Annotated in this window: 21 protein-coding genes and 2 pseudogenes; 13 read left to right on the top strand and 10 right to left on the bottom strand. The window is 44.0% G+C overall.

Annotated features, from left to right (window positions below; all coding sequences use genetic code 11):
* Nucleotides 1–984, bottom strand: coding sequence for an AAA family ATPase (locus AB4583_RS03225; RefSeq protein ID WP_372116404.1), 984 nt, complete (start codon nt 982–984; stop codon nt 1–3).
* 262 nt (nt 985–1,246) lie between these two features.
* On the opposite strand from AB4583_RS03225, the pseudogene xsc reads away from it, so the two are divergent.
* From xsc to AB4583_RS03195, 6 genes and pseudogenes are all read left to right on the top strand, one after another.
* Nucleotides 1,247–3,057, top strand: a pseudogene (gene xsc / locus AB4583_RS03220) (sulfoacetaldehyde acetyltransferase).
* A 428-nt stretch (nt 3,058–3,485) separates the two neighbouring features.
* A complete protein-coding gene (locus tag AB4583_RS03215; RefSeq protein WP_372116402.1) occupies nt 3,486–4,301 on the top strand; it encodes an FRG domain-containing protein in 816 nt (271 codons plus the stop codon).
* Nucleotides 4,302–4,566: 265 nt separating this feature from the next.
* The gene (locus AB4583_RS03210) at nt 4,567–4,953 is read left to right on the top strand and encodes a nuclear transport factor 2 family protein (protein ID WP_372116401.1); all 387 of its coding nucleotides are present in this window, start codon (nt 4,567–4,569) and stop codon (nt 4,951–4,953) included.
* A pseudogene (locus tag AB4583_RS03205) lies at nt 4,947–5,138 on the top strand (hypothetical protein); the annotation flags it as partial. The gene AB4583_RS03210 and the pseudogene AB4583_RS03205, both read left to right, overlap by 7 nt.
* Before the next feature lie 236 nt (nt 5,139–5,374).
* Nucleotides 5,375–5,947 carry a malate synthase gene (locus AB4583_RS03200; RefSeq protein WP_017059967.1) on the top strand — a complete coding sequence of 191 codons (573 nt, stop codon included), beginning with the start codon at nt 5,375–5,377 and terminating at the stop codon, nt 5,945–5,947.
* Between the two features lie 485 nt (nt 5,948–6,432).
* Nucleotides 6,433–8,040: a BCCT family transporter gene (locus AB4583_RS03195; RefSeq protein ID WP_171732749.1), complete on the top strand. Its 1,608-nt coding sequence runs from the start codon at nt 6,433–6,435 to the stop codon at nt 8,038–8,040.
* 205 nt (nt 8,041–8,245) lie between these two features.
* Here the strand turns inward: AB4583_RS03195 and AB4583_RS03190 are convergent, their stop codons facing one another.
* The gene (locus AB4583_RS03190) at nt 8,246–9,172 is read right to left on the bottom strand and encodes a M14 family metallocarboxypeptidase (protein WP_017064294.1); all 927 of its coding nucleotides are present in this window, start codon (nt 9,170–9,172) and stop codon (nt 8,246–8,248) included.
* A gap of 175 nt (nt 9,173–9,347) precedes the next feature.
* Here AB4583_RS03190 and AB4583_RS03185 point away from each other — a divergent pair, with 175 nt between their 5' ends.
* Complete coding sequence (locus AB4583_RS03185) at nt 9,348–10,253, top strand: DUF808 domain-containing protein (protein WP_372116398.1); 906 nt, start codon at nt 9,348–9,350, stop codon at nt 10,251–10,253.
* 117 nt (nt 10,254–10,370) lie between these two features.
* On the opposite strand, the gene pyrC is transcribed toward AB4583_RS03185, so the two are convergent.
* The gene (gene pyrC, locus AB4583_RS03180) at nt 10,371–11,399 is read right to left on the bottom strand and encodes a dihydroorotase (RefSeq protein ID WP_017059963.1); all 1,029 of its coding nucleotides are present in this window, start codon (nt 11,397–11,399) and stop codon (nt 10,371–10,373) included.
* A gap of 192 nt (nt 11,400–11,591) precedes the next feature.
* Nucleotides 11,592–11,750 (bottom strand): YqaE/Pmp3 family membrane protein, encoded by a 159-nt coding sequence (locus tag AB4583_RS03175; protein ID WP_017059962.1) that lies wholly within the window; start codon nt 11,748–11,750, stop codon nt 11,592–11,594.
* 218 nt (nt 11,751–11,968) lie between these two features.
* Between AB4583_RS03175 and AB4583_RS03170 the strand changes: the two genes are divergently transcribed.
* On the top strand, nt 11,969–13,825 hold the full coding sequence (locus AB4583_RS03170; protein ID WP_372116397.1) for an MOSC N-terminal beta barrel domain-containing protein: 1,857 nt from the start codon (nt 11,969–11,971) through the stop codon (nt 13,823–13,825).
* Nucleotides 13,826–13,931: 106 nt separating this feature from the next.
* Here the strand turns inward: AB4583_RS03170 and nadE are convergent, their stop codons facing one another.
* The gene (nadE, locus tag AB4583_RS03165) at nt 13,932–14,762 is read right to left on the bottom strand and encodes an ammonia-dependent NAD(+) synthetase (protein WP_017062768.1); all 831 of its coding nucleotides are present in this window, start codon (nt 14,760–14,762) and stop codon (nt 13,932–13,934) included.
* 109 nt (nt 14,763–14,871) lie between these two features.
* Here nadE and AB4583_RS03160 point away from each other — a divergent pair, with 109 nt between their 5' ends.
* Both AB4583_RS03160 and AB4583_RS03155 read left to right on the top strand, forming a co-directional pair.
* Nucleotides 14,872–15,393 carry a nicotinate-nicotinamide nucleotide adenylyltransferase gene (locus AB4583_RS03160; protein WP_017067959.1) on the top strand — a complete coding sequence of 174 codons (522 nt, stop codon included), beginning with the start codon at nt 14,872–14,874 and terminating at the stop codon, nt 15,391–15,393.
* A 27-nt stretch (nt 15,394–15,420) separates the two neighbouring features.
* Nucleotides 15,421–15,906, top strand: a complete 486-nt coding sequence (locus AB4583_RS03155) for a hypothetical protein (protein ID WP_017067958.1) — start codon at nt 15,421–15,423, stop codon at nt 15,904–15,906.
* A gap of 133 nt (nt 15,907–16,039) precedes the next feature.
* Here AB4583_RS03155 and AB4583_RS03150 read toward each other — a convergent pair whose 3' ends face one another.
* Nucleotides 16,040–16,666, bottom strand: coding sequence for a hypothetical protein (locus tag AB4583_RS03150; RefSeq protein WP_017067957.1), 627 nt, complete (start codon nt 16,664–16,666; stop codon nt 16,040–16,042).
* Between the two features lie 175 nt (nt 16,667–16,841).
* Between AB4583_RS03150 and AB4583_RS03145 the strand changes: the two genes are divergently transcribed.
* Nucleotides 16,842–17,948: a 1-acyl-sn-glycerol-3-phosphate acyltransferase gene (locus AB4583_RS03145; RefSeq protein ID WP_017067956.1), complete on the top strand. Its 1,107-nt coding sequence runs from the start codon at nt 16,842–16,844 to the stop codon at nt 17,946–17,948.
* Between the two features lie 149 nt (nt 17,949–18,097).
* On the opposite strand, the gene AB4583_RS03140 is transcribed toward AB4583_RS03145, so the two are convergent.
* Nucleotides 18,098–18,697 carry a hypothetical protein gene (locus AB4583_RS03140; protein ID WP_017062763.1) on the bottom strand — a complete coding sequence of 200 codons (600 nt, stop codon included), beginning with the start codon at nt 18,695–18,697 and terminating at the stop codon, nt 18,098–18,100.
* Between the two features lie 103 nt (nt 18,698–18,800).
* Here AB4583_RS03140 and AB4583_RS03135 point away from each other — a divergent pair, with 103 nt between their 5' ends.
* Nucleotides 18,801–19,097, top strand: coding sequence for a YnjH family protein (locus AB4583_RS03135; RefSeq protein WP_017067955.1), 297 nt, complete (start codon nt 18,801–18,803; stop codon nt 19,095–19,097).
* A 36-nt stretch (nt 19,098–19,133) separates the two neighbouring features.
* Here AB4583_RS03135 and AB4583_RS03130 read toward each other — a convergent pair whose 3' ends face one another.
* Nucleotides 19,134–19,433, bottom strand: a complete 300-nt coding sequence (locus AB4583_RS03130) for a YfcZ/YiiS family protein (protein WP_017067954.1) — start codon at nt 19,431–19,433, stop codon at nt 19,134–19,136.
* Between the two features lie 530 nt (nt 19,434–19,963).
* Between AB4583_RS03130 and AB4583_RS03125 the strand changes: the two genes are divergently transcribed.
* A complete protein-coding gene (locus tag AB4583_RS03125; RefSeq protein WP_004731875.1) occupies nt 19,964–20,425 on the top strand; it encodes a TetR/AcrR family transcriptional regulator in 462 nt (153 codons plus the stop codon).
* A gap of 300 nt (nt 20,426–20,725) precedes the next feature.
* Here the strand turns inward: AB4583_RS03125 and AB4583_RS03120 are convergent, their stop codons facing one another.
* Nucleotides 20,726–21,508 (bottom strand): heme ABC transporter ATP-binding protein, encoded by a 783-nt coding sequence (locus AB4583_RS03120; RefSeq protein WP_017067953.1) that lies wholly within the window; start codon nt 21,506–21,508, stop codon nt 20,726–20,728.
* Nucleotides 21,508–22,545 (bottom strand): iron ABC transporter permease, encoded by a 1,038-nt coding sequence (locus AB4583_RS03115; RefSeq protein WP_017067952.1) that lies wholly within the window; start codon nt 22,543–22,545, stop codon nt 21,508–21,510. Before AB4583_RS03115 ends, AB4583_RS03120 begins: the two co-directional genes overlap by 1 nt.
* Nucleotides 22,546–22,617 lie beyond the last annotated feature (72 nt).

The following is a 22,617-nucleotide window of genomic DNA, read 5'->3' as shown; positions in this document are numbered from 1 at the left end:
TTACGACTCCGAGTGCGAATAGTTTTGAGTATGCGTTTCCAAGGCTTCACCAAAGCAACGGAAATAGTATTCGCTAACCAGTTCTTTCTCTTCGTCTTCACAGCGATTCAAGAATGACAACCTAAATGCGGTGGCTACATCATCGAATATTTGGATGTTTTCGGCCCAAGTGAGCACCGTTCGCGGAGACATCACCGTTGAAAGGTCGCCAGCCCGAAACCCGTTGCGCGTTAACCCTGCCGTTGCGATCATTTTCTCAACCAGTTGTCGGCCACTTTCATTATTCAGCTCTGGAAGCTTGGATAACACGATCTTAGTTTCATGTTGTGGATCTAAATAGTTGAGCGTGGCGATGATGTTCCATCTATCTAATTGACTCTGGTTAAGCACTTGAGTGCCAGAATACAAACCTGAGAAGTTACCCAAGCCAAGCGTGTTGCAGGTAGCAAACAGGCGGAAAGAAGGGTGAGGCGTGATCACTCTGTTTTGCTCTAAAGAGGTGTATTTGCCGTCTTGTTCTAACAGTTGTTGAATCACAAACATCACGTCAGGGCGACCAGCGTCGTACTCATCTAACACCAATGCGATGGGTTGTTGAATGCTTTGCGGAAGAATGCCTTCTTTAAACTCAGTTACCTGCATTCCGTCCTTAATGACGATGCTGTCTTTACCGATGAAATCCAATCGGCTTAAGTGCCCATCTAGGTTGATCCTCAAGCATGGCCAGTTCAATCTCGCGGCAACTTGTTCAATGTGAGAAGACTTGCCCGTCCCGTGCGTACCTTGTATCAAGGTGCGACGATTTGAAGTGAACCCCGCCAATATGGCCAGCGTCACTTCAGGATCAAAACAGTAGTTAGGATCGATTTTTGGCACATACTCTCCCGCATGTTCAAACGCCATCACCGTTAGGTTGCTGTCGATGCCAAAGCGTTCTTTCACACTTACCGGTTGCGTTGGTACCAATTCCGCCTCTTTCATCATATTTCCCTTTATATAGCTCATCACTTGTCGCTGCTATCGCGATATGTCATCGATTATTAACAGCTCCGGTTAAGTTAACGGCACTTTTTGTACGAAAAACTACCAATAATGTGATCCAGTTTTATTAATTAGAATGAATTGTTCCAATTTAATATAAAAAGTTGACGCGCAAAAATTCTACTACTAAGGTGAAAATGAATTCGAAAAAGAGACAATTCATTCCGAAAAATGAAATTTTGGTTAACTCAAGGAGAATGGAAGAATGAGCGAGCAAGAAAAACGTACGGTTGTTTCCGGCACAGTAACAATGACACCATCAGAAGCGTTCGTTGAAACTATGGTTGCTAATGATGTTACCGACATGTTCGGCATCATGGGGTCAGCATTTATGGACGCAATGGATATCTTTGCTCCTGCTGGCATTCGATTGGTCCCAGTAGTGCACGAGCAAGGCGCTGCCCACATGGCAGATGGTTACTCTCGTGTATCTGGTCGCCACGGTGTAGTCATCGGGCAAAATGGCCCAGGTATCAGTAACTGTGTAACAGCAATTGCAGCTGCGTTCTGGGCACATAGCCCGGTCGTAATTGTGACGCCAGAGACAGGCACTAAAACAATGGGCTTAGGTGGTTTCCAAGAATGTAACCAGCTTCCAATGTTCCAAGAGTTTACTAAGTATCAAGGACACGTAACGCACCCAGATCGTATGGCGGAATACACAGGCCGATGCTTCGACCGCGCAATGAGCGAAATGGGGCCAACTCAACTGAATATTCCTCGTGACTACTTCTATGGTGAAACTCAAACCGAGATCCCTAAACCAGCGCGTTTAGATCGTGGTCCAGGTGGTGAAAAATCTCTGAATGAAGCGGCAGACCTGATTGCTGAAGCGAAATTCCCAGTCATCATCTCTGGTGGTGGCGTGGTAATGGCAGATGCCGTTCAAGAGTGTGCAGCGTTGGCAGAAAGACTGGGGGCACCCGTTGTGAACAGCTACCTGCACAATGACTCGTTCCCTGCTAGTCACCCATTATGGTGTGGTCCTTTAGGCTACCAAGGTTCGAAAGCAGCAATGAAGTTGATGGCTCAAGCGGATGTGGTTATCGCTTTGGGTACACGTCTTGGTCCATTTGGTACTTTGCCTCAACATGGCATGGACTACTGGCCGAAGAACGCGAAAATCATTCAGATTGATGCAGACAACAAGATGCTAGGTCTGGTTAAGAAGATTTCGGTTGGTATCTGTGGTGATGCGAAAGCAGCTGCGGTTGCTCTATCTGAAAGATTGGAAGGCCGTGCATTGTTGTGTGATGATAATAAAGGCGCTCGTCAAGACACGGTCGCAACAGAGAAAGCACTTTGGGAAAAAGAGCTTGATGAGTGGACACACGAACGTGACTCGTTCAGCTTGGATATGATTGAAGAAAACTCACACGAGACTCCGTTCTCTGGTGGTGAATACCTACACCCACGCCAAGTACTGCGTGAGCTAGAAAAAGCGATGCCAGAAGACGTAATGGTCTCGACGGATATCGGTAACATCAACTCAGTGGCAAACAGCTACTTACGCTTTGAAAAACCACGTAGATTCTTTGCTGCAATGAGTTTCGGTAACTGTGGTTACGCATTCCCGACCATCATTGGTGCGAAAGCAGCGGCACCTCATCGTCCAGCTATCTCATACGCAGGCGACGGTGCGTGGGCATGAGCCTGATGGAAACCATGACATGTGTTCGCCATAACATTCCAGTGACAGCCGTGGTATTCCACAACCGTCAATGGGGTGCAGAGAAGAAGAACCAAGTCGACTTCTACAACCGACGCTTTGTTGCCGGTGAACTTGAAAACCAAAGCTTTGCAGAGATTGCACGAGCAATGGGCGCTGAAGGTATCACGGTTGATAAGCTAGAAGATGTAGGTCCAACCTTGCAAAAAGCCAACGACATGCAGATGAACGAAGGCAAAACAACCATCATTGAAATCATGTGTACTCAGGAGTTGGGCGACCCGTTCCGCCGAGATGCGCTATCAACACCGGTTCGTTTCCTAGATAAATACAAAGATTACGTATAAGTCGTAGGAAGTTTGTCCGGCCACGGTATTTTCGAGAGTGTTAGAGAAAGTGCAATCGAGAATGTGGTCGGGCAATATTAACGGGTATTGGCAAAGGACTTAGGTGAAGAACGTAAACGCTTAGTTCAATAATTTCCAGTTAAACATTAGAACACTAATTAAATGTTCATTAGGAAAATAAGTGGTTATAGCTATATAAACTTTGTTACTCGTTATTATTAATCGACCATTAACTCATAGCTACTTAGTGAATGGTTTTAATACTGATACTTGTTTATGAAGATATATACTTATTATCATTTTAGAAAAATACAATAACGACACTCGTTGACTATTGGTCAATCGCTATCATTGGTTGATTTTTATCATCGATTGATAGGGTTGTTGATATTTGGATTTTACCGGATTTAAATTAAGTGAATCGTAGTATGCATGTTGTGAAAAATAAACATTATATAAGCTCACTCGAAGAGCTGTATAAAATAATCGATTCACTTATTACAGAGTGTAGTGGGCATCGTGGTTTGATTTATAAAGTGTGTGATTATGAAAATAATAACTTGATGCCAAGCTTAGGTCGCTCAAATCGAAAGAATATTCGCCGTGTCGAACAAGAGCTTCTTTCGACCGTGAGAGTTTATGGCGGGCATTCGTTGAGTGCACACGAGATAAACGATTGGTTATTGATGTGTTTAGCCAAGAAACAGGGGTTTCCAACCCGTTTACTTGAGTGGACAGATAACCTGGTCAATGCGTTGTGGTCTGTGTGTCATAGCCAAAGCAAAGATTGTATCAATATTATTAAATCCATTGATTATCATAAGGTTAGTGTTTTTAACTCACCATGTGATCTCAACAAAACTCAGATATTTAATGTGGCGGACTGCGATCAGCAAGAGCCACGCAAGGACAAGTGGTATTCCATTCACCCATTTAAGGAAGGTGGCAATGATGCCATTCAGCCTTTGTATGATGAGCAAGGATATTCAAACGGTCTAGTGTCCGTTCATATTCTTCCATCAGTGAAAGTAAACCTGATAAAGGAGTTAATATCCATGAATGTTTTAAATGAACCGACAGAGTATGTCGAAGAGAAACTAACGGATTTAAAAAATGAAGCCCATGTAGATAACAATCAAGTAATAAATAAAGGTGACGGAAATATTGAATTGCAGGTTAATACTCATGAACGTCAACTTGAACAGTATGGCCGAAAGTATCATCAAGATTTTGATTTCGACTAAAGTCTAATATTTCTACTGATTTTATTTAGAGCTCATATAAATCTAGTGAGTTACAGGATAAATAAAATTAGAACACCAATTAATGTATAAAAAGATGAAATCTGTGAGCTTAAAGATTGTTTATAACCTAACTCGAAGTTAGAGTGGCGAAGCTTGTTATCAAGTTGTTAAATTTTCACAAATCTAGTTTAAACACTCTAATAAAAAAGTGGCGCAAAGCTACTGAAATTTAAACCAATAACGAAAACATAAAGGATTCTGGAATATGAATATGCAAGCCAATGCAGCGACATTCGTGCTGGAAAACCAAGTCGATACCGCCTTTTTACAATCTTTTAGTGATGCATGGAATAACCATGATATTGAAGCGCTAATGTCGTTTATGACCGAAGACTGTGTCTTCCACACCGTGGCAGTAGAAGGCGAACTTGGAAACACTATCGAAGGGTACGAAGCAGTTCGAAATAGTTTTGAATTGGTTTGGCAGAACTTTCCAGATGCGGCTTGGAGCGATCCTGTCCACTTTGTGTGTGGTGACCGCGCAGTAAGCGAATCAACGTTCTCTGCGACTAACCCGGATGGCAGCATCATCGAAGCTCGCATGGTCGACGTGTTTACTCTGAAAGATGGAAAAATCAGCGTAAAAATCTAAGCCCTGACGATAAGCCAATTCTTACTGAGATGTTGAATCTCGCCAAAGAAAATGGGCGTGGAGTTTACACCTATCGATGGCTGAATCCGCTGTCGAGTAAAGTCGAAACCAAGCATACCTACTACCGAGTGATCGACAATAAGTTGGTTGGGGTGGGTTATTACACAAAATCAAACAAGACGTAAAAGTGTTTCTAGTGAGCCCTCAGCCTAGGTAAATAAAGGGCTAGGGGCTCGAAATACGGGTGTGTGTAAAGAAGCAATTTAGTAAAATTCACAGTGTGAAATTTTTGTTGTGAAATTGTTTAAAAAATAACAGTAGTATGAAAAACATGGAAACCACACAGTAAAGAACAATTTTGAAAAGGGTCTATTGGGATGTTTGACCTAAATGAAATTTAAAGCCGTACGAGGGATAGACTATGAATATGCTGACACTAGACAAAACAGAACTTCACAGAAACCATTCAACATTTATTGCTGAAGCTGTCTTTGCCGTCGAAATGGTGAAAGCAGACAAGCAACTCGAAAAACAAAAAATGGCGAAACAGTTGCTTGATACTCTATTCCCTCTCGAGTCTGGTTCTCACGAAGATGTAGTGAGCTACGAGATTGACTACCGACACGTTCAGGTTTATTTCAAAAACGGTGAACACACAGGTTTGAAACGCGCTAAACACTTTGTGGCTTACACAGGTGATAAATCTAAGCCTTCAGCAATCCTATTCCGTGATGAAAGCGGTACGCACGTTGAAGTGACAATCGGTGCTCGTAAAGGCACTGGCCGCCTGGAGTTGGTTGATATTCAAGATATCCAATTAGAGACGTGCACCACGTTTGGCCAAACTGAGGCTAGCCGTTCTTCAGGTATTCGTCACTGGGTGAGCTTAGTAAAAGGTGATGAAAGCGGCCGCCCAAATGCATCAAGTGAAGACAAAGAGTTCACGGCGAAGAATGGCGAAGACTACAACCTAGGTTTTTGCTTCGCGATCTAATGTGCTGTCTTTGAAATGTGAAGTGCTGCTCTGCTAATCGCAGCACTGACATCCTAACACTGATTTCTCTTTTACCTTTGGTAATTTCCCCGCCCCTATAGCGGGGCTTTTTTATTAGAGCTATAAGTAAATTGGGTGATTATTAAAATTATCTTCAAAAAGTTTGGATGTGATTTTACGGTGCGCCATTTTAATTTAAATTGTTGTATTTAAAGGTTTTTATTCTTTTGTTTTATTCTGTTTTTATTGGGTTAACTATCACTATCAACGGTGGTTTGGGTGACTATTGAGCTAAAAATCAGTCAAAATGCTTTGAGCTGTGCTATAATGTGCGCCTTGGGATTGAGCCAGTAAGTCCATTTATCACTAACTATTGTGATTTTTATTGCCTTTTATTTAGGCGATGCGGCGAGCCAATCAAGTAGTAGTTGGATATGGAGAGCGTCCTTATATTCGTTGAATCGAATATGCGAACATCATAATTTATGAGTTTTAAATCAAAAAAGTACAGTATTGATTCTACTGACTATCAAGTTGGTCAAGACAACGTCAGTAAATGGGGCATGGATGTCCATAACACAGTTTTCGTAGCCTCAGTTGGCTTATCTCTTCTCTTCATCATCACTCTTCTTGCTCTTCCTCCTGCAGATGCTAAAGCTGCAATTGATTCTATTAAGGGTGCTGTTCTATCAAAGTTTGACTTCCTGTTTATGTGGGGAGCTAACATCATGCTAGCGTTTGCTGTTGTTCTTGCTTTTTCACCGTTGGGTAAAATCCGTTTAGGTGGCGAAGACGCGACGGCGGACTATTCAATGTCATCTTGGATTGCGATGTTATTCGCAGCAGGTATGGGTATTGGACTTATCTTCTGGGGTGTTGCAGAGCCAACTGCGTTCTTCACTAACTGGTTCGGAACGCCATTAGACGCAGAGCCTTTCACAGCCGCTGGTCGTGAACTGGCGCTAGGCGCAACCGTATTCCACTGGGGTTTTCATGCATGGGCTATCTATGGCATGACGGCGCTTTGTCTGGCGTACTTTGTTTATAACAAAGGCTTACCGCTATCAATGCGTTCTGTGTTTTACCCAATTCTGGGTGAGCGTGTGTGGGGCAAAACTGGTGATGTAATCGATGTACTAACCGTACTGGTTACTCTGTTTGGCCTTGCGACTTCATTGGGCTTAGGTGGTACACAAGCAGCAAGTGGTATTAGCCACGTGTTCGGCTTGGAAAACAACATCTTCCTTCAGCAATCTATCATCGTTCTGATCATGGGCTTGGCGATCATCTCTGTACTACGTGGTATGGACGGTGGTGTTAAGTTCCTAAGTAACCTGAACATGGTTATTGCATTCATATTCCTTGGTCTTATCGCTGTATTGAATTTCACAACTGTGCTTGATTCAATGGCAACGGCGGCAACGGGCTATGTGAAAAATATCGTAGCTTTGAGCCAAAGTGCGGGTCGTGAAGACACAACATGGCTGCATGGTTGGACTGTGTTCTACTGGGCATGGTGGGTAGCGTATGCACCTTTCTTCGGTATGTTCGTAGCGCGTATTTCTAAAGGCCGTACGGTTCGTGAATTCCTACTTTGCGTATTGATTATCCCAACATTGGTGACTTCAGCTTGGATGTCTATCTTCGGTGGCGTAGCTATCGAGCAAGTGATTAATCAGGTGGGGCAACTTGGCCTCGACCAAGGCATTACAGACGTATCTCTAAGCTTGTTTTACATGCTAGATGCTTACTCGTTCGGTAGCATTCTGTCTGTTCTCGCAGTCGCGCTGATCATCGTGTTCTTCGTTACAACGTTGGACTCAGGTTCTATCGTTATCGATGGCATGACGGCGGGTGGTAAATTAGAAGTGCCAGTGAAACAGAAAGTCGTTTGGGCGGTTATCTCAGGTGCTATCGCGATGGTGATGCTGTGGATTGGTGGTACTCAATCAATCCAAGCTCTGCAATCTATTACGATTATTGCAGCACTGCCGTTTACGATCATTCTTTTGATTGGTTGTGTGAGCTTGTTGAAAGGCCTACTGACAGAAGTCGGTAAAGGGCAAGAAACGGTTACTCCGGCCACTAAGTAAGTACCTCTAGATAGGAACTTACTCTAATCAGCAGATTCAAAGCTCCCTTGCACCGCGTGCAAGGGAGCTTTTTTATGCCGTAGAAGACATCAGCGAAAGAGAAACAAAAAAGAGCCACAAGTGAGTAGTCATTTGTGGCTCTTTTAGTTCTTGGCTCTTAGTTATTAGTCTAGGTGCCCGGTTCTAGCTATGAGCGGGTTTACGCTTACGCGTTCAATTCGTGCTGAATAACGTAATCCAAAGCACCAACAACAGCAGCAACTTGAGCATCGTTACACTCTTCGTCTGTTACTTTGTCACTGTCTGGGTAAACCTCTGTGGTTGTACCGTACTTACAGTCAGTCACGCCGCCACATAAGCCAAGCTTCTTCATTGGGTAGTTGATCACGCCGTGTTGAGTGACGTCTGAACCAATGATCTTGCCTTCGTCATCCGCAGGCGCAATGTGGGTTACTTTTTCAACTGAAGCGATGACAGCAGCTTGGAATTCAGGTTGTGGGTTTTCAGTATCGCCAACAGTGTAGAAACCGTCTGGGATCATACCTTCGATGTACTCAATGCCATCACGAGCTGCGAGTGCAGGTCGGAATTCAGTTTCATCAGAGTCAGTCGTCTCATGCAGGTCAACGTGAACCAATACTTCTGGCAGAGACGCTACTAGAGCTCGTAGGTTTGCTGATTCTTCTGCTGGCGTACCGTCGTAGAAAGAGCGGTTTGGATCAACAGCATTTGGATTCCAGCGGTTGATCACTTCGTAGCCCCAAGGGCTCACACAAGGTGCGACAACAATGTTGAAGTGCGCCGTGTATTTTTCTGCTTGAGTCGCAGCGAATTTGATCGCGCCATGCACGCCACTGGTTTCGTAACCGTGAACACCACCTGTTACCAGAATCGTCGGCTTTGACTCGTCCCAGTTTTTGCTCTTGATAGCGAAGAGTGGGAAGCGAGCTTCGTCGTAGCTCAGTGCGCCGTATTGTTCGATGTCAAAGCGGTCTGCCAGTGCTTTAATCTTTGGTACAACTTCTTGCTGGTATTCACGCTTAACCGTTCGTTGAGCTAACCATGCTTCACGTTCTGCTTGTTGCCATTTTTGCCCTGGCTTACCAATCGGGTAGGTAGATTCACTTTTCATCAATACTTTTTCTTTTATGTTCGTGAAAGATTAAGACAGATTATTCCTGTCTAACAGAGACAGCAATAGAAAACACAACTTGTGACTTTATTTTTTACAGACTCATAACTTTGATGAGTGAATTGATGGTGTTACATTTTATTGATGGTTCAATTCTTTATAAAGAGACAACAAAATGGCTGGAGCAAGTTTACTAACACTGCTAGATGACATTGCAACCGTGTTGGATGATGTCGCATTGATGTCTAAGGTAGCCGCTAAAAAAACCGCAGGCGTATTAGGTGACGATTTAGCCCTTAACGCCCAGCAGGTATCCGGTGTTTCTGCTGAAAGAGAAATCCCAGTGGTATGGGCGGTCGCCAAAGGCTCATTTAAAAACAAGCTGATTTTGGTTCCGGCAGCACTATTGATCAGTGCATTCATTCCTTGGTTGATCATGCCACTACTGGTGATTGGTGGTCTGTTTCTTTGTTTTGAAGGGGCAGAGAAAATCTTAGAAAAGCTTTTTCCTCATGCTCATCAACACGAAGAGAAAGATGAGGAAAGCAGCTCGGGTGAATCTGTTGAAGAGTATGAGAAGCGAAAGGTCTCAGGCGCAATTCGTACCGACTTTATCTTATCTGCGGAAATCATTGTGATAGCTCTGGGTACCGTAACGGGTACAAGTATCGTGACTCAGATTCTTGTCGTAAGTTTGATAGCCGTTGTGATGACGATTGGTGTTTATGGCTTAGTGGCTGGGATCGTTAAGCTGGATGATTTAGGTTTTTATCTCCAGCGCACATCGAATGGGAGTACCATTAAAACCAGATTGGGTAATGGGTTAGTCGCCTTTGCACCAAAGCTGATGAAGATGCTTGCGGTTGTCGGCACGGCTGCGATGTTCTTGGTTGGTGGCGGTATTGTGGTGCACAACGTTCCTGCGATTCATCATTTAATTGAACCGATTATTATGGACTTCAGTGGACATTCGATTGCAACCGCGGTGGTACCAACGCTGTTGAATGGTGTGATTGGGGTTTTAGCTGGATTGATCGTTGTTGCTGTTTGGACTGCTATCGGAAAAATTCGCGGTAAGTAATCGTTAAATTACTGCTGGGAATAAGACAGTCTTTTATCGAAACAAAAAAGGGTCACCATAATTACTATGGTGACCCTTTTCGCTAAATGGAGGGTGTTTATTTAACAGCCCAAGTGCTTATTTTACAGACCAAGCAATCGCCTCGCCGCCACGGATTGGCACAACGATGTCTGAACCGAAAGGCATCGTTTCAGCAACATTCCACTCTTCTTTAACGAGCGTAATTGTATCTGAGTTACGTGGCATGCCGTAGAAGTCTGGGCCATTGTGGCTCGCGAATGCTTCTAGGTTCTCAATCTTGCCTTCTAAATCGAATACTTCAGCGTACAGTTCAACCGCAGCGTGCGCTGTGTAAGAACCTGCACAACCACACGCTGACTCTTTTGCACCTTTAGCGTGTGGTGCAGAGTCTGTACCCAAGAAGAACTTCTTGCTACCGCTTGTTGCTGCTTCAATAAGTGCTAACTGGTGTGTGTTGCGCTTAAGGATAGGTAGGCAGTAGAAATGTGGCTTAATGCCGCCAACCAACATGTGGTTGCGGTTATAAAGCAAGTGGTGAGCAGTAATGGTTGCCGCTACGTTCTCGTTAGCGTTCTTAACGAAAGTCGCAGCATCTGCCGTCGTGATGTGCTCTAGAACGATCTTCAGGTTAGGGAAGTCGTTAACAATCGGTGCTAGAACTGTGTCTAGGAACTCTTTTTCACGGTCAAAGATATCAACATCGTGAGCCGTTACTTCACCGTGTACCAGCAGCAACATACCCACTTCTTGCATTGCTTCGAGTACGTGGTAAATCTTTTGAGCTGAAGTTACACCTGAATCAGAGTTAGTCGTCGCGCCAGCAGGGTATAGCTTCGCTGCTACAACAGCGCCAGATTCTTTCGCTTTACGAATTTCATCAGGTGTTGTGTTGTCTGTCAGGTAAAGTGCCATTAGAGGCTGGAATTGTTCACTTGGCTGCTCTGCCATGATGCGTTCACGGTAAGCAAGAGCCATTTCGGTATCGGTTACCGGTGGGATGGTATTTGGCATGATTAACGCTCGACCATTGTAACGGCTGATATCGCGAACTGTATCTTTTAATACTTCGCCATCGCGTAGATGAACGTGCCAGTCGTCAGGACGAGTAATCGTAAGTTGTGTCATTGAAGGCTCCCACCATTTGAAGTGTTATGTAGTTGGAGCCTAAACTCAGCGAAATCTGTGAAAGCAATCGCTTACGTTTAGGCGACAGGATGATAGTGGAAAAGTACTTTCATTTCATCCTATTTTTAACTCTTCATGGCTAGGAGCTTGTTTTTATGGATATTTTATTCGGTATCTATTTGTTAATAAGGGTTAGCGGGTGGCTACCCACAGACCATGGATCATTCCTGGAACCCAGAAGAAGAAAGTAAGAATGATATTAATCACCAAATCTTTCCCGGCGCCGCGAGCGAAGAACACGCCAACAGGCGGAAGCAGTACACATAAAATGATAATGACGAGTTTGTTCATGATAAATCCTTTTTATTCAATGAAGGTTCAATGCGATAACCGTGTTCAAATTATAGAACGTATGGCGAAAGCTAATGCATTGGTGTCTTTATGTATATAAGACAGTCGTTTAAACATCTCAAGATATTAGCTTAGTATCAAGTGTTTAATGCCTGCCAGTTTATCTATTTATAACCATTTGTTAGCATTGGGACAAACAACAAAACATTGGAATCGTTATGTCGCAGTCACCTATAGATCGAAAGGCTTCAGAGCAAGCTCCTTCCTTATCTCAAATCAACGTGTTTCCGGTTAAATCAGTAGGTGGAATTGCACTCTCTTCTGCTTGGGTCGAAAAACAGGGCCTTACCTTCGACAGACGTTTTATGTTGGCCTTGGCTGACGGCTCAATGGTGACGGCGCGTAAGTACCCTAAAATGGTCAAGGTGTCTTCTAGCTTGCAGCCAGACGGTTTGATTTTTACTTACGAAGGCAAAGAACCGCTGCGCCTAAAATATGCAAACTTCAAGATGCAAGAAGCGCCTGCAACAGTGTGGAAAGATAGCTTCACTGCCTATACCACCAACGACGAGGCGGATGATTGGTTTAGCGATGTGCTTGGTGTTCGCGTAGAACTTCTGTTCTGTGGTGAGCAATCTAATCGTGTTCGAGAAAAGCTTGGTCAGAATGTCAGTTTCGCCGATGGTTACCCGATGTTAATCATCAGCCAAGCTTCGCTTGATGAGTTGAATCGCCGTAGTCCTGAAACGCATTCCATGGATCAGTTCCGCACCAATTTTGTCGTCTCAAACACTGAAGCGTTTGCTGAAGATGGTTGGAAGCGCATTCGAATTGGTGAGGTTGAATTCGAAGCGGTGAAGCCTTGTGAGCGCTGTATCCTAACGACAGTCGATGTTGAGAGCGGCGAATTTAGATCAACAAAAGAGCCGCTCAATACCTTTTCTACGTTCAGAGCTAATGAACGTGGTGGCGTTTTCTTTGGTCAGAACCTAGTCGCGAAAAATGAAGGCTTGGTTAGAGCAGGTGATGTGGTTGAAGTACTCGAAACCAAAGAAAAAGAGCACTACGAAGACACTTGGGTAGAATCACTGCACTTAACTTGCGTCGAGCGTGAAGAGATCGCTCGCGACTTCACGACGTTCTGGTTAGAGCCAGCGAAAGAGAACCATTCATTACCAAGCTATCAGCCAGGGCAACATTTACCGATTGAGATGGTGATTGATGGCGAGAAGGTTTCTCGTCGTTACACGTTATCTTCTAGCCCTTCACGAGCGGGTCGTTTAGCGATTTCAGTGAAGCGAGTGGACGATGGCCAGATCTCTAATTGGTTGAATGATCATTTCCAAGTGGGCGATACGCTAATTGCTCAAAACCCAGATGGTGCGTTCTACTTAGAAGCGAATCCAACTCACCCATTACTGCTGTTGTCTGCAGGCAGCGGCATTACCCCTATGTTGTCGATGCTTCGTTACTTGGCAGACCATGGTCAAATTGATGATGTGGTGTTCTATCACCAATGCAGCAGTGAAGAAGATATCCCTTATCAAGCTGAGATTGATAAGATCGCTCGCGAACATGCTGGTCTAAGTGTGATTTATTCACTAAGCCAACCAACGAAAGAGTGGGATGGTTTGTCAGGTCGTTTGAGTGTGTCTCATGTCGCCAAAATTGAGGACCTTCATAAGCGCCAAGCATTCGTGTGTGGCCCTGACGGCTTTATGGATAATGCCAAGAAATTGCTGATTCAAATGGGGCTGAATCCTCAGCATTATCATCAAGAAGCGTTTGGTGTTGCTCAATCAACGGAAGAAGCGGTGAAGCAACTGCAGTTGAGCGTTAACGGCTACCTGTTCGAAGGCAACAACCAATCAACACTACTAGAGCAAGCTGAGTCGGCAGGTGTGTCTATCGCATCAAGCTGTCGCGCGGGTTTCTGTGGTGCTTGTAAAGTGACCCTTGAGTCTGGGCAAGTTCATCAACCTGATGTACCGGCGTTGCAAGAGCATGAACGCAACATGGGGCAAATACTGGCGTGTTGCAGTGTGCCTCAAACTGATATCGAAGTTGTAGACTAACTCGGTAGGTCGGAAGGCCAGAAAGAAAAGCACATTGAATAGAAAAGGCCGGAAGTTCACTGAAATGAACTTCCGGCCTTTTTGATTCTAAGATTAATTCAAACAATTAATCGTAGATCGTTGGGATCGGTTGACGCTTGTGCTGTGTTGCTTTGTAGATGCCTACTAAGCGGTCTGACACGTCTTGAGGGACTTCTTTACCTTCAAGGAAATCATCGATTTGGTCGTAAGAAAGGTTCAATGCTGCTTCGTCGGCTTTCTGTGGATCAAGCTCTTCTAGGTCGGCAGTAGGCACTTTCTTAACCAATAGCTCTGGCGCACCTAGCGTTGCTGCAAGTTCACGAACTTGACGCTTGTTCAGGCCAAACAAAGGCGCTAAATCACATGCACCGTCACCGTGTTTGGTGTAGAAGCCAGTGATGTTTTCTGCTGAGTGGTCAGTACCAATCACAAGACCACCAACGTAACCCGCAATTTCGTATTGCGCGATCATGCGAGCGCGAGCTTTCACATTACCTTTAACAAAGTCGATTTTTGCTGAGTCTGTTGGTAGTAAACCTGTACCTTCAAGTGCAACGTGAGATGCTGCGTGAAGCCCATCAACACCCGCTTTGATGTTTACAGAAACAGATTGAGAAGGCTGGATGAAAGAGAGAGCAAGTTGTGCTTCATCTTCATCTTTTTGTTCGCCGTAAGGTAGGCGAACCGCAATGAATTGGTAGTCGTTGCTGCCAGAGTTTTCATTCAGGCTATCCACGGCCATCTGTGCCAAGCGGCCACAGGTCGTTGAGTCTACACCGCCACTGATACCAAGGATCAGAGACTTGCAGCCTGACTGCTGAAGTTTCGTTTTAATAAAGTCCACACGACGAGTCACTTCGAAGTGAGGGTCAATTGAAGGTAGTACGCGCATTTCGTCACGAATTAACTGTTCCATTCGTATTCCTTTCCTGCAAGCAAATTAAAAATCTAGTGTTATCATACCTAAATCATCCGATTTAAAAACCTCTTTGCACAAGCTTAGAAAGAGAAGGCAGTAATAAACAATGGAAAAAATAGCCATTTTCGGTAGTGCGTTTAATCCACCGAGCTTAGGGCACAAAAGTGTGATTGATTCGTTGGCTCACTTTGACAAAATTCTACTCGTTCCAAGTATTGCCCATGCTTGGGGAAAAGAGATGCTAGACTTTGATATGAGATGTCAGTTAGTTAACGCATTTATTAGCGATCTTTCACTGGATCAAGTGGAGCTTTCTTTGATCGAAAAGAGCCTATTTACCCCAGGTGAAAGCGTCACGACTTATGCAGTGCTCAGTGAACTGCAAAAGTTACATCGTGACGCTGAACTGACGTTTGTTATTGGCCCAGATAACTTCTTTAAGTTCTCATCTTTCTATAAATCAGATGAGATTACCGAGCAGTGGTCTGTAATGGCTTGCCCTGAAAAAGTGAAAATTCGCAGCACAGACATACGTAATGCACTGATAAGTGGAAGCGATGTTGCAAAACTGAGTACAAAGTCAGTTACAAAGATGTTGCAAGATAGTGGACTGTATCAGATAATGTGAGTTCACTAATCAAGAGGTCAGAGGACTATGCTAAAGAGCGCGATACCAGCGACGTTGATCATGGCAGCATGTAGTATGCCTGCGTATGCTGAGTGTGATTTTTTTAGCTTAGATTCAATCATGCTGACTTCTGATGAAGATGACAATTGTCTAGATTTCTCGACCAGCATTGATTCTTTTGGCCAACGTATGATGGAAATCAGTGGGCTGAGCGATGATGAACCGGAAAGCACACCGGACTATTGGTCTGACTGGGTTCTTCAAACCAAAGACTCGCCATTGCTGACACAAAGCATTGAGTCAAACTATGTTGGCTTGGGTATGTGGTTTCCAGAAGACCTTGAAGATGAGCAGTATGATATGTCGACTGAAGAGTGGTTGATGAATCATGGTCTTCAACTCAGCATCGGTTTTGGCGAGAAAGTCGAAGGGCAGCCGCGTATGCGCTTTGATTATCGTTGGCACGACTCACGTGACGCCGACCTAATGATGCAGGTTGAGTTGCCATTTTAGACAGGCAGATACACAGATAGATTGCTATCTACGTCTAAATAGTAAGAATTAAAAAAGCCGCAAAAACTCAGTTTTTGCGGCTTTTTAGTATCTGGCTTGCGAGTTTTAATACCAGCACTCACTTTCCGGCAAGCTATAAATCTTCACCAAAAACAAGCATACACAGTTGCTCGAACTCTTCTTCTTTACCTGAGAACAGATCATCAATCACAAGTGAACGTTTTTGACCTGACTGCATGCGCTTCTTCGCTTCTCGCATCACCATCACCAGAGTGTGCTCTTGTGGCAGGTTTGAATCATCAATGTTCCATTGATTGAATCGCTGAGAAAGAGCACTTTCACAAAGCAGTGGTTTAAACGACAACACTTCTTGCTTCAAGACAGAAAGCATATCTTTAAACGCTTGTTCCGTATTATTGGCATTGGAAGCGCGAGCTTTGGTTTGTTCTAGCTTTTCTAGTAGTGCCGAAGAGAGGTTGGTTTGCGTAATGTAACCCGCTTGTCTTGGGAATGAATCCGTCAAACGAACAGAAAAATCGACACGGTTAACCTGAGTGTTTGGAAAGTAGGTCAGTGACGTTAGGCAGTCGTGTGGAATCCAGACGCTTTGTCCTGGTTCAACGGCATACTCTTGTTTGCCTAACTTAATCAAAACCAAGCCACTTTGAACCGATACAAGGCTATGTTTAAGTACTTTCTTGCGTGGTGTGATCACCAAGTGTGAAAAGTAAGCCGATGTATATTCAATAGCGAAGTTCATAGATAGTACCTTAATTTTGGGGCGTCAAGATTACCGTTAATCTTAAAGAATGCCAACAATAACAGGGGATTTTCAATGTTTCTGGTCTGACCTTGTCAAAAGTATGGGCTCTGTAGCTGCGAGAAGTCAAAACAACGCGTAGAATGAGCCAGCTTTTTATTATATGAATTAAAAAATGACCTCTCCAACCGATCCATATGTTGATATTCGCCCTTACGGCGATGATGAAATTCCAGCGGCACTAAACCGTCTTATTAATGATGAAGAATTTATCAGTGCAATCTTGCACTACCGTTTTTCAAACCATGCGTCTTGGTTCAAAGCATTAATGAGCCCGATTTTGCGTGTGTACTTAAAAATGAAGTGGAGCAAGCTGACTAGCGTTGAGTCCATTCAGATTGAAGTGAAAAAGTACTTACGCGACACGTTAGCGAAAACCACTAACGGTGTGACGTACACGGGTATCGAGTCACTGGATGCGAACCAAGCTTATCTGTTTGTATCAAACCATCGTGACATTGCTATGGATCCTGCGTTAGTAAATTACGCTCTGCATCAAAATAATCATCAGACTTGTCGTATCGCTATCGGAGACAACCTGTTGAAAAAGCCATGTGCGACTGAATTGATGCGTTTAAACAAGAGCTTCATCGTAAAGCGTTCTTTGAAAGGACCGCGTGAGATGATGAAAGCGCTAGGGCAGTTGTCTTCTTACATTAAGCACTCTCTAGAAACGGGCAACTCAATCTGGATCGCTCAAAAGGAAGGTCGTGCGAAAGACGGTAACGATTTTACTGAGCCAGCAATTTTGAAAATGTTCCACGTTGAAGGACGTAAGCAAAAAATTGCTTTCCCTGAATACGTGAAGTCATTGAAGATTGTTCCTGTGGCTATTTCTTACGAGAACGACCCATGTGACACGGCTAAAGCGATAGAGCTTTTCGAAAAAGACGTAAACGGCAGTTACGAAAAGGGTGAGTTTGAAGATATCGAAAGTATCATTCAAGGCATCATCGGTAATAAAGGACGCGTTCACGTTGGCTTCGGTCAGGTTATCGACCAAGATTTTGATACCCCTGAAGCGCTTGCTGAAGAGATCGATCGTCAGATCCACGATAACTACAAACTGTTCCCAGTAAACTTGCTGGCAGCAGAAAAAGAAGACGAGTCGATTACAGCGGCCGTTAAGCAAGAGTTTGAAGCTAAACTGTCGAGCCTGCCACAAGGTGCGCGTCAGTACTTGATCGATAGCTACGCCAACCCAGTGAAGAACATTGGTTAACGAGCGTTAGTTAGCTTGCAAGTTGATTAGCAACTTGATTGAATTGAAAAAGGAGCCTTGGGCTCCTTTTTTGTTTCTGAATCACCATTTGTTGCTGCGATCGAGCATTAACGTATTAGAGCATTAGAGCATTAGAGCATTAGCCTGAATTAGCGAGCGACTGCACCACCGAGATCTAGATTGGTTGGCCATTTGGTTACGGTGTTGCCGCCCAGATAGATATTGCCTTTGACTGTCATGGTCTCGGGGAATGTTGTAATCCCAGAACCACCTATATAAAGGTCGCCGTCAATCACGATCCCGTTGGGTAACTCGGTTAAAGGAGTGCGGATCACGCTCAGATCGCCTTTTACTCTAAAGCCATTCGGTAGCCTTTCCAGTGGAGTGTCGGTGAGGTTGATAAAGCCGCCCACTCTTACACCTCTTGGCCAGCTGGTGATTTGGCTGCCAATCAAGTCGACGTAACCTTTTATCTTAACCCCGCTCGGGACTCGAGCGAGTTGGCTGTTAGAGCCTTTAAGGCTGCCGTTCACTTCTAACCCTTTGGGTAGGCGTGTGATCGCAGTATTCTCTATATTGAGATTACCATCTACCACCAAGCCAGTTGGAAGTGATGTATAAGGCTTATTTCGTAGATATAAGTTTCCGTAATTATCGAGATGGTTCAATATTTGATAGTGATCGAGTGGTTCAGCACTGACATTTGTTATGGTTAAGGAACCAATAATAAGTGCAATTATTCTGAGCATAACAGGCTTCTTATTACGATAGACGCTTACACTATAATGGAAAAATTAATCTCGCATAGTGTTTTACCCATTTGGCGGTAGATTAACGAGGAATGGAGCAAAGATGATAGGTAAATTAATGATTAGAGTAAATATACGAATTATTAAGGTCTTTCTGATAGCCGCTTCAGTGTTTGGCTCAATGTCTGCGAGTGCCAACAAAGTAATTTCAACGCCCGGTAAAGCTGCGGTGGTGGTGACACAAGGCGGTCAACAGCAACGAGTTTGTTATTACGATGACAAGGCTTATAGCATTGGGGCAGTGTTAGAGGTGGGGGGCGTAGTGATTCAGTGCGCTGCAGAAAACGATTTTGAGCAAAATGGGTCACTGGCTTGGGTTCAATTAAAAAAAGACGAGTAATTCACTCGTCTTTTAATAAGCATATAAATGCTTATATTAACGCGCTAGAGAGCGAGTCTTAAGTTCAAAAATAATCTTCTCAGCGCTAACTTCAAATTTAAAGCGAGCGTGCAACTCTGTGCTTTTTTCAGTCATCTCTGATGCTTCGAACTCAACGTTGCTAGACACTTGTTTAGCAAGTTCAACATACTTAGCAAACTCAGCTTCAATCAGTGCTTTTGAGTTTCCGTAAACCGTTACTTCAGCAACATCGTCGCCTTCTTTAATGATGAACCCGATTTCGCCTGCACAGCCGCAAGCCTCACATACATCGTTGTTACCAATATCTTGGCTCATAAATAATCCTCTTACAAAGTCTGAGGTTATTCTAACGAGCAATTTGAACTGTATCTACAAAAATTAAAACCTTTGAACTAATTTATACTGGTATGCTATGTTGTTTGTTAAGGTGTTTAATGAATATCTACATTCGCGCCGATAAATATGTATGTGATTTACCTCACGTTTTGTTGAAAAGGAATGTTATTAATTTGTCAGAATATCATTCACTTAGTTGCGCCAGAAATGATTTTATAAGACTATCTATCGCTTGATAAGTATTTATACAATGAATTTTTCGTTGGGTATTTCATATTCGAAGTCGTTATTTAAACTTATCGACTTAGGATTGTAAGGTGATTTTCGAAGAATAATTAGACAAAGTGTCCAAAGAGGCATCACTGTAAAATTGTTCGTACATAGTATTTGTGTGAATTTAGTTATAAATACTTGCGAAAAAATACCTTGCTCACATAATGCTGATAACGATTTTCATTCTGACTTCATTTGATTGAGTTAGATGGATTTACAAAGAGAAGAGCCTGAATATGCCAAAGCGTAGTAAAGAAGATACAGAAATCACGATCCAGAAAATCATGGATGCCGTTGTAGACCAGCTACTAAGATTGGGTTACGACAAGATGTCATACACGACGTTGAGTCAACAAACGGGTGTTTCTCGTACAGGTATAAGTCATCACTTTCCAAAGAAAACGGATTTTACTGCTGCTCTAGACGGTCGTATTTTCAAGATGTTCATGGAACACATTGACTTCGAAAATGGCCTTGACGCATTTTCAGCTAGCTGGGTTGCAGCACTTGAAGACGCTGAGTTCCTAGCAATCTTACGTTTACTTTTCCATCATATCGTTACTGCTGAGAGCGCACATGAGTTCGCTGCAAACGGTATTGATCGTCTATACAAGCTGACTGAAACTCAGTTTGGCGATACTAGCGGTAAAGAACTAGAGTGGTTGATTGGTAAATCATTGATTCGTATGAGCCAATAATCAGCACTCAATAAAAGAAGCTCCTGCGGGGGCTTTTTTTGTGCCTGCCGTTTCACTTCTTGTGCGTTTTTCTCTTCAGTGTTAAAAGCTAAGTAACCCTAACAAGTAGAGTTCATTTCTAGAGCCTCAAATGCTCAAGGTGAGTCGTTTTGGTGCTTGCTGTTGTGGTTATTAATAAAATTGAGTTTAAGCCGAGAGAGTGGCTGTGAGCCAATAAAAAGCCCCGAACAAATCGAGGCTTAGGATTACGTCATTGTTATCAAGAACGAATACTCAAAACGAGTCGCTCCTTAATCGGACTTATTGTGCGGGATGAACCTGAGGGAAGCTCATGGTTGGGTGTTTTTCTACGATACTTTTGTAACCATACACATCTTCTATCATCGAAGGTTTCAGTGCATCCCAAGGCTTGCCATCACACACCAAATTGCCATCTTTCAATACCACCAATCGATCGGAATACTGCGCGGCTAAGTTGAGATCATGCAAAACCACGATAACCGCGGCATTGTGGTTATCGGCTAATTCTCTCGCAATCTTTAAGGTGTTGTGCTGGTGGGCAAGATCCAGTGCAGAGGTTGGTTCATCAAGCATCAAAATACATTGGTCACCAGAGTGGTGAAGCTGAGTTAATACTCGAGCCAAGTGCACTCGCTGCTTTTCACCGCCTGATAGTGAAGGGTAAAGCCTTTCACTCAGGTGAGTCACATCAGCAACATCCATTTTTTGGCTAGCAATGCTAGTTAGTTTTTTGTTGGATTCTTGCAGAGGAATCCCACCAAGCTCGACAACTTCATGTGCCAAGAATGGGAAGGTCAATGTGCTGTGTTGAGGAAGCATAGCAAGGTGCTTCGCTAACTTTTGAGAAGGCCACTTGTCTTTGGTGTGTCCAAAATATTGGATATCGCCGTTGCTTGATATCTCTTGGCACAAGGCTTTAAGTAACGTGCTTTTCCCTGCGCCATTTGGCCCAAGCAGTGTGGTTACCTTTCCAGCCTCAATCTCAATAGAAACGCCATCTAATATCACTTTGCTGCCGAACTTCACTTCGATATCGGTCGCTTTTAACGCTGAAGGAAACATTAAAGGATTCTCCCTTTCTGTTGAAATAGTAGATACAAGAAGAAGGGGGCACCGATAATCGCAGTGACAATACCTACAGGTAGCTCTGCCGGAGCAAGTACCACACGTGAGAACATGTCTGCGGCGGTTAGCAGCAGTGCGCCTAGTACCGCTGATAGTGGCAACAGAACTCGGTGGTCAGGGCCTGCCAACATGCGACCTAAATGTGGGATAACCAATCCAATAAAACCAATCATGCCAGACAGGCTAACTGTGATACCAACGCCCGCAGCCGTCAGTAGAATCAGCTTTCGTTTCAGCTTTTGAACTGGGATACCAAGGTGTTGCGCTTCTGACTCGCCCAGTAATAGAGCATTTAGAGACATCGCTTGGCGGTAGAAAACAACAAACAAGCCAACGAGCGTAACTGCAGCAAGCAAAATGCCTGACCACTTCGCTCCTGCTAGTGAACCCATCGACCATAACGAAAGATCACGCAGCATTTGGTCATCAGCGATGAAGTTCAAGAACCCAATACCAGCCCCAGAGAGCGCACTGATCGCCACACCCGCCAACAACATGATGGTTACTGAGGTTCCGAATTTACCCGTGCCCAGTTTATAGACCAAGAGTGTGGTTAAAGCGCCACCTAAAAAGGCAAACACAGGAACGGCCGCAAAGTTCATGAAAGCAGGGTATTGAAGCGATAGCTCAGAGAACAAAACGATAGCCAGTGCAGCACCTAATGCTGCGCCCGCAGACACACCTATGATGCCAGGTTCTGCAAGTGGGTTTCGAAATAAGCCCTGCATAACAGCACCACATAACGCGAGAATCGCACCAATCAACATACACAAGATGGTTCTAGGTAAGCGGATCTCTTGAATCACTAAGTTGATGTGAGGTGCTAAGTCATTGTTTGGTTTAATTAAGCTTGTGGCGCTGTCCGCTAAGCTAATGTTCATTGGCCCAACAGTGATCGAGTACAGCGCGACGAAGACTAGGGTAGCACCTAGAGCTAACATCGACGTTTTCAGTGGGACGGAGCGTAACAACATAAAGGGCCTCAATATCTATCGCTAACTTCGACCTCCTTCAACAACAGCGTGAGTCAGTTGGTGAGGGAAGCG

The sequence above is a fragment of the Vibrio sp. 10N.222.49.C12 genome (assembly GCF_041475025.1).
In the GTDB taxonomy this organism is placed as follows: domain Bacteria; phylum Pseudomonadota; class Gammaproteobacteria; order Enterobacterales; family Vibrionaceae; genus Vibrio; species Vibrio crassostreae_C.
This window is presented reverse-complemented; position numbering and strand designations above follow the sequence as displayed.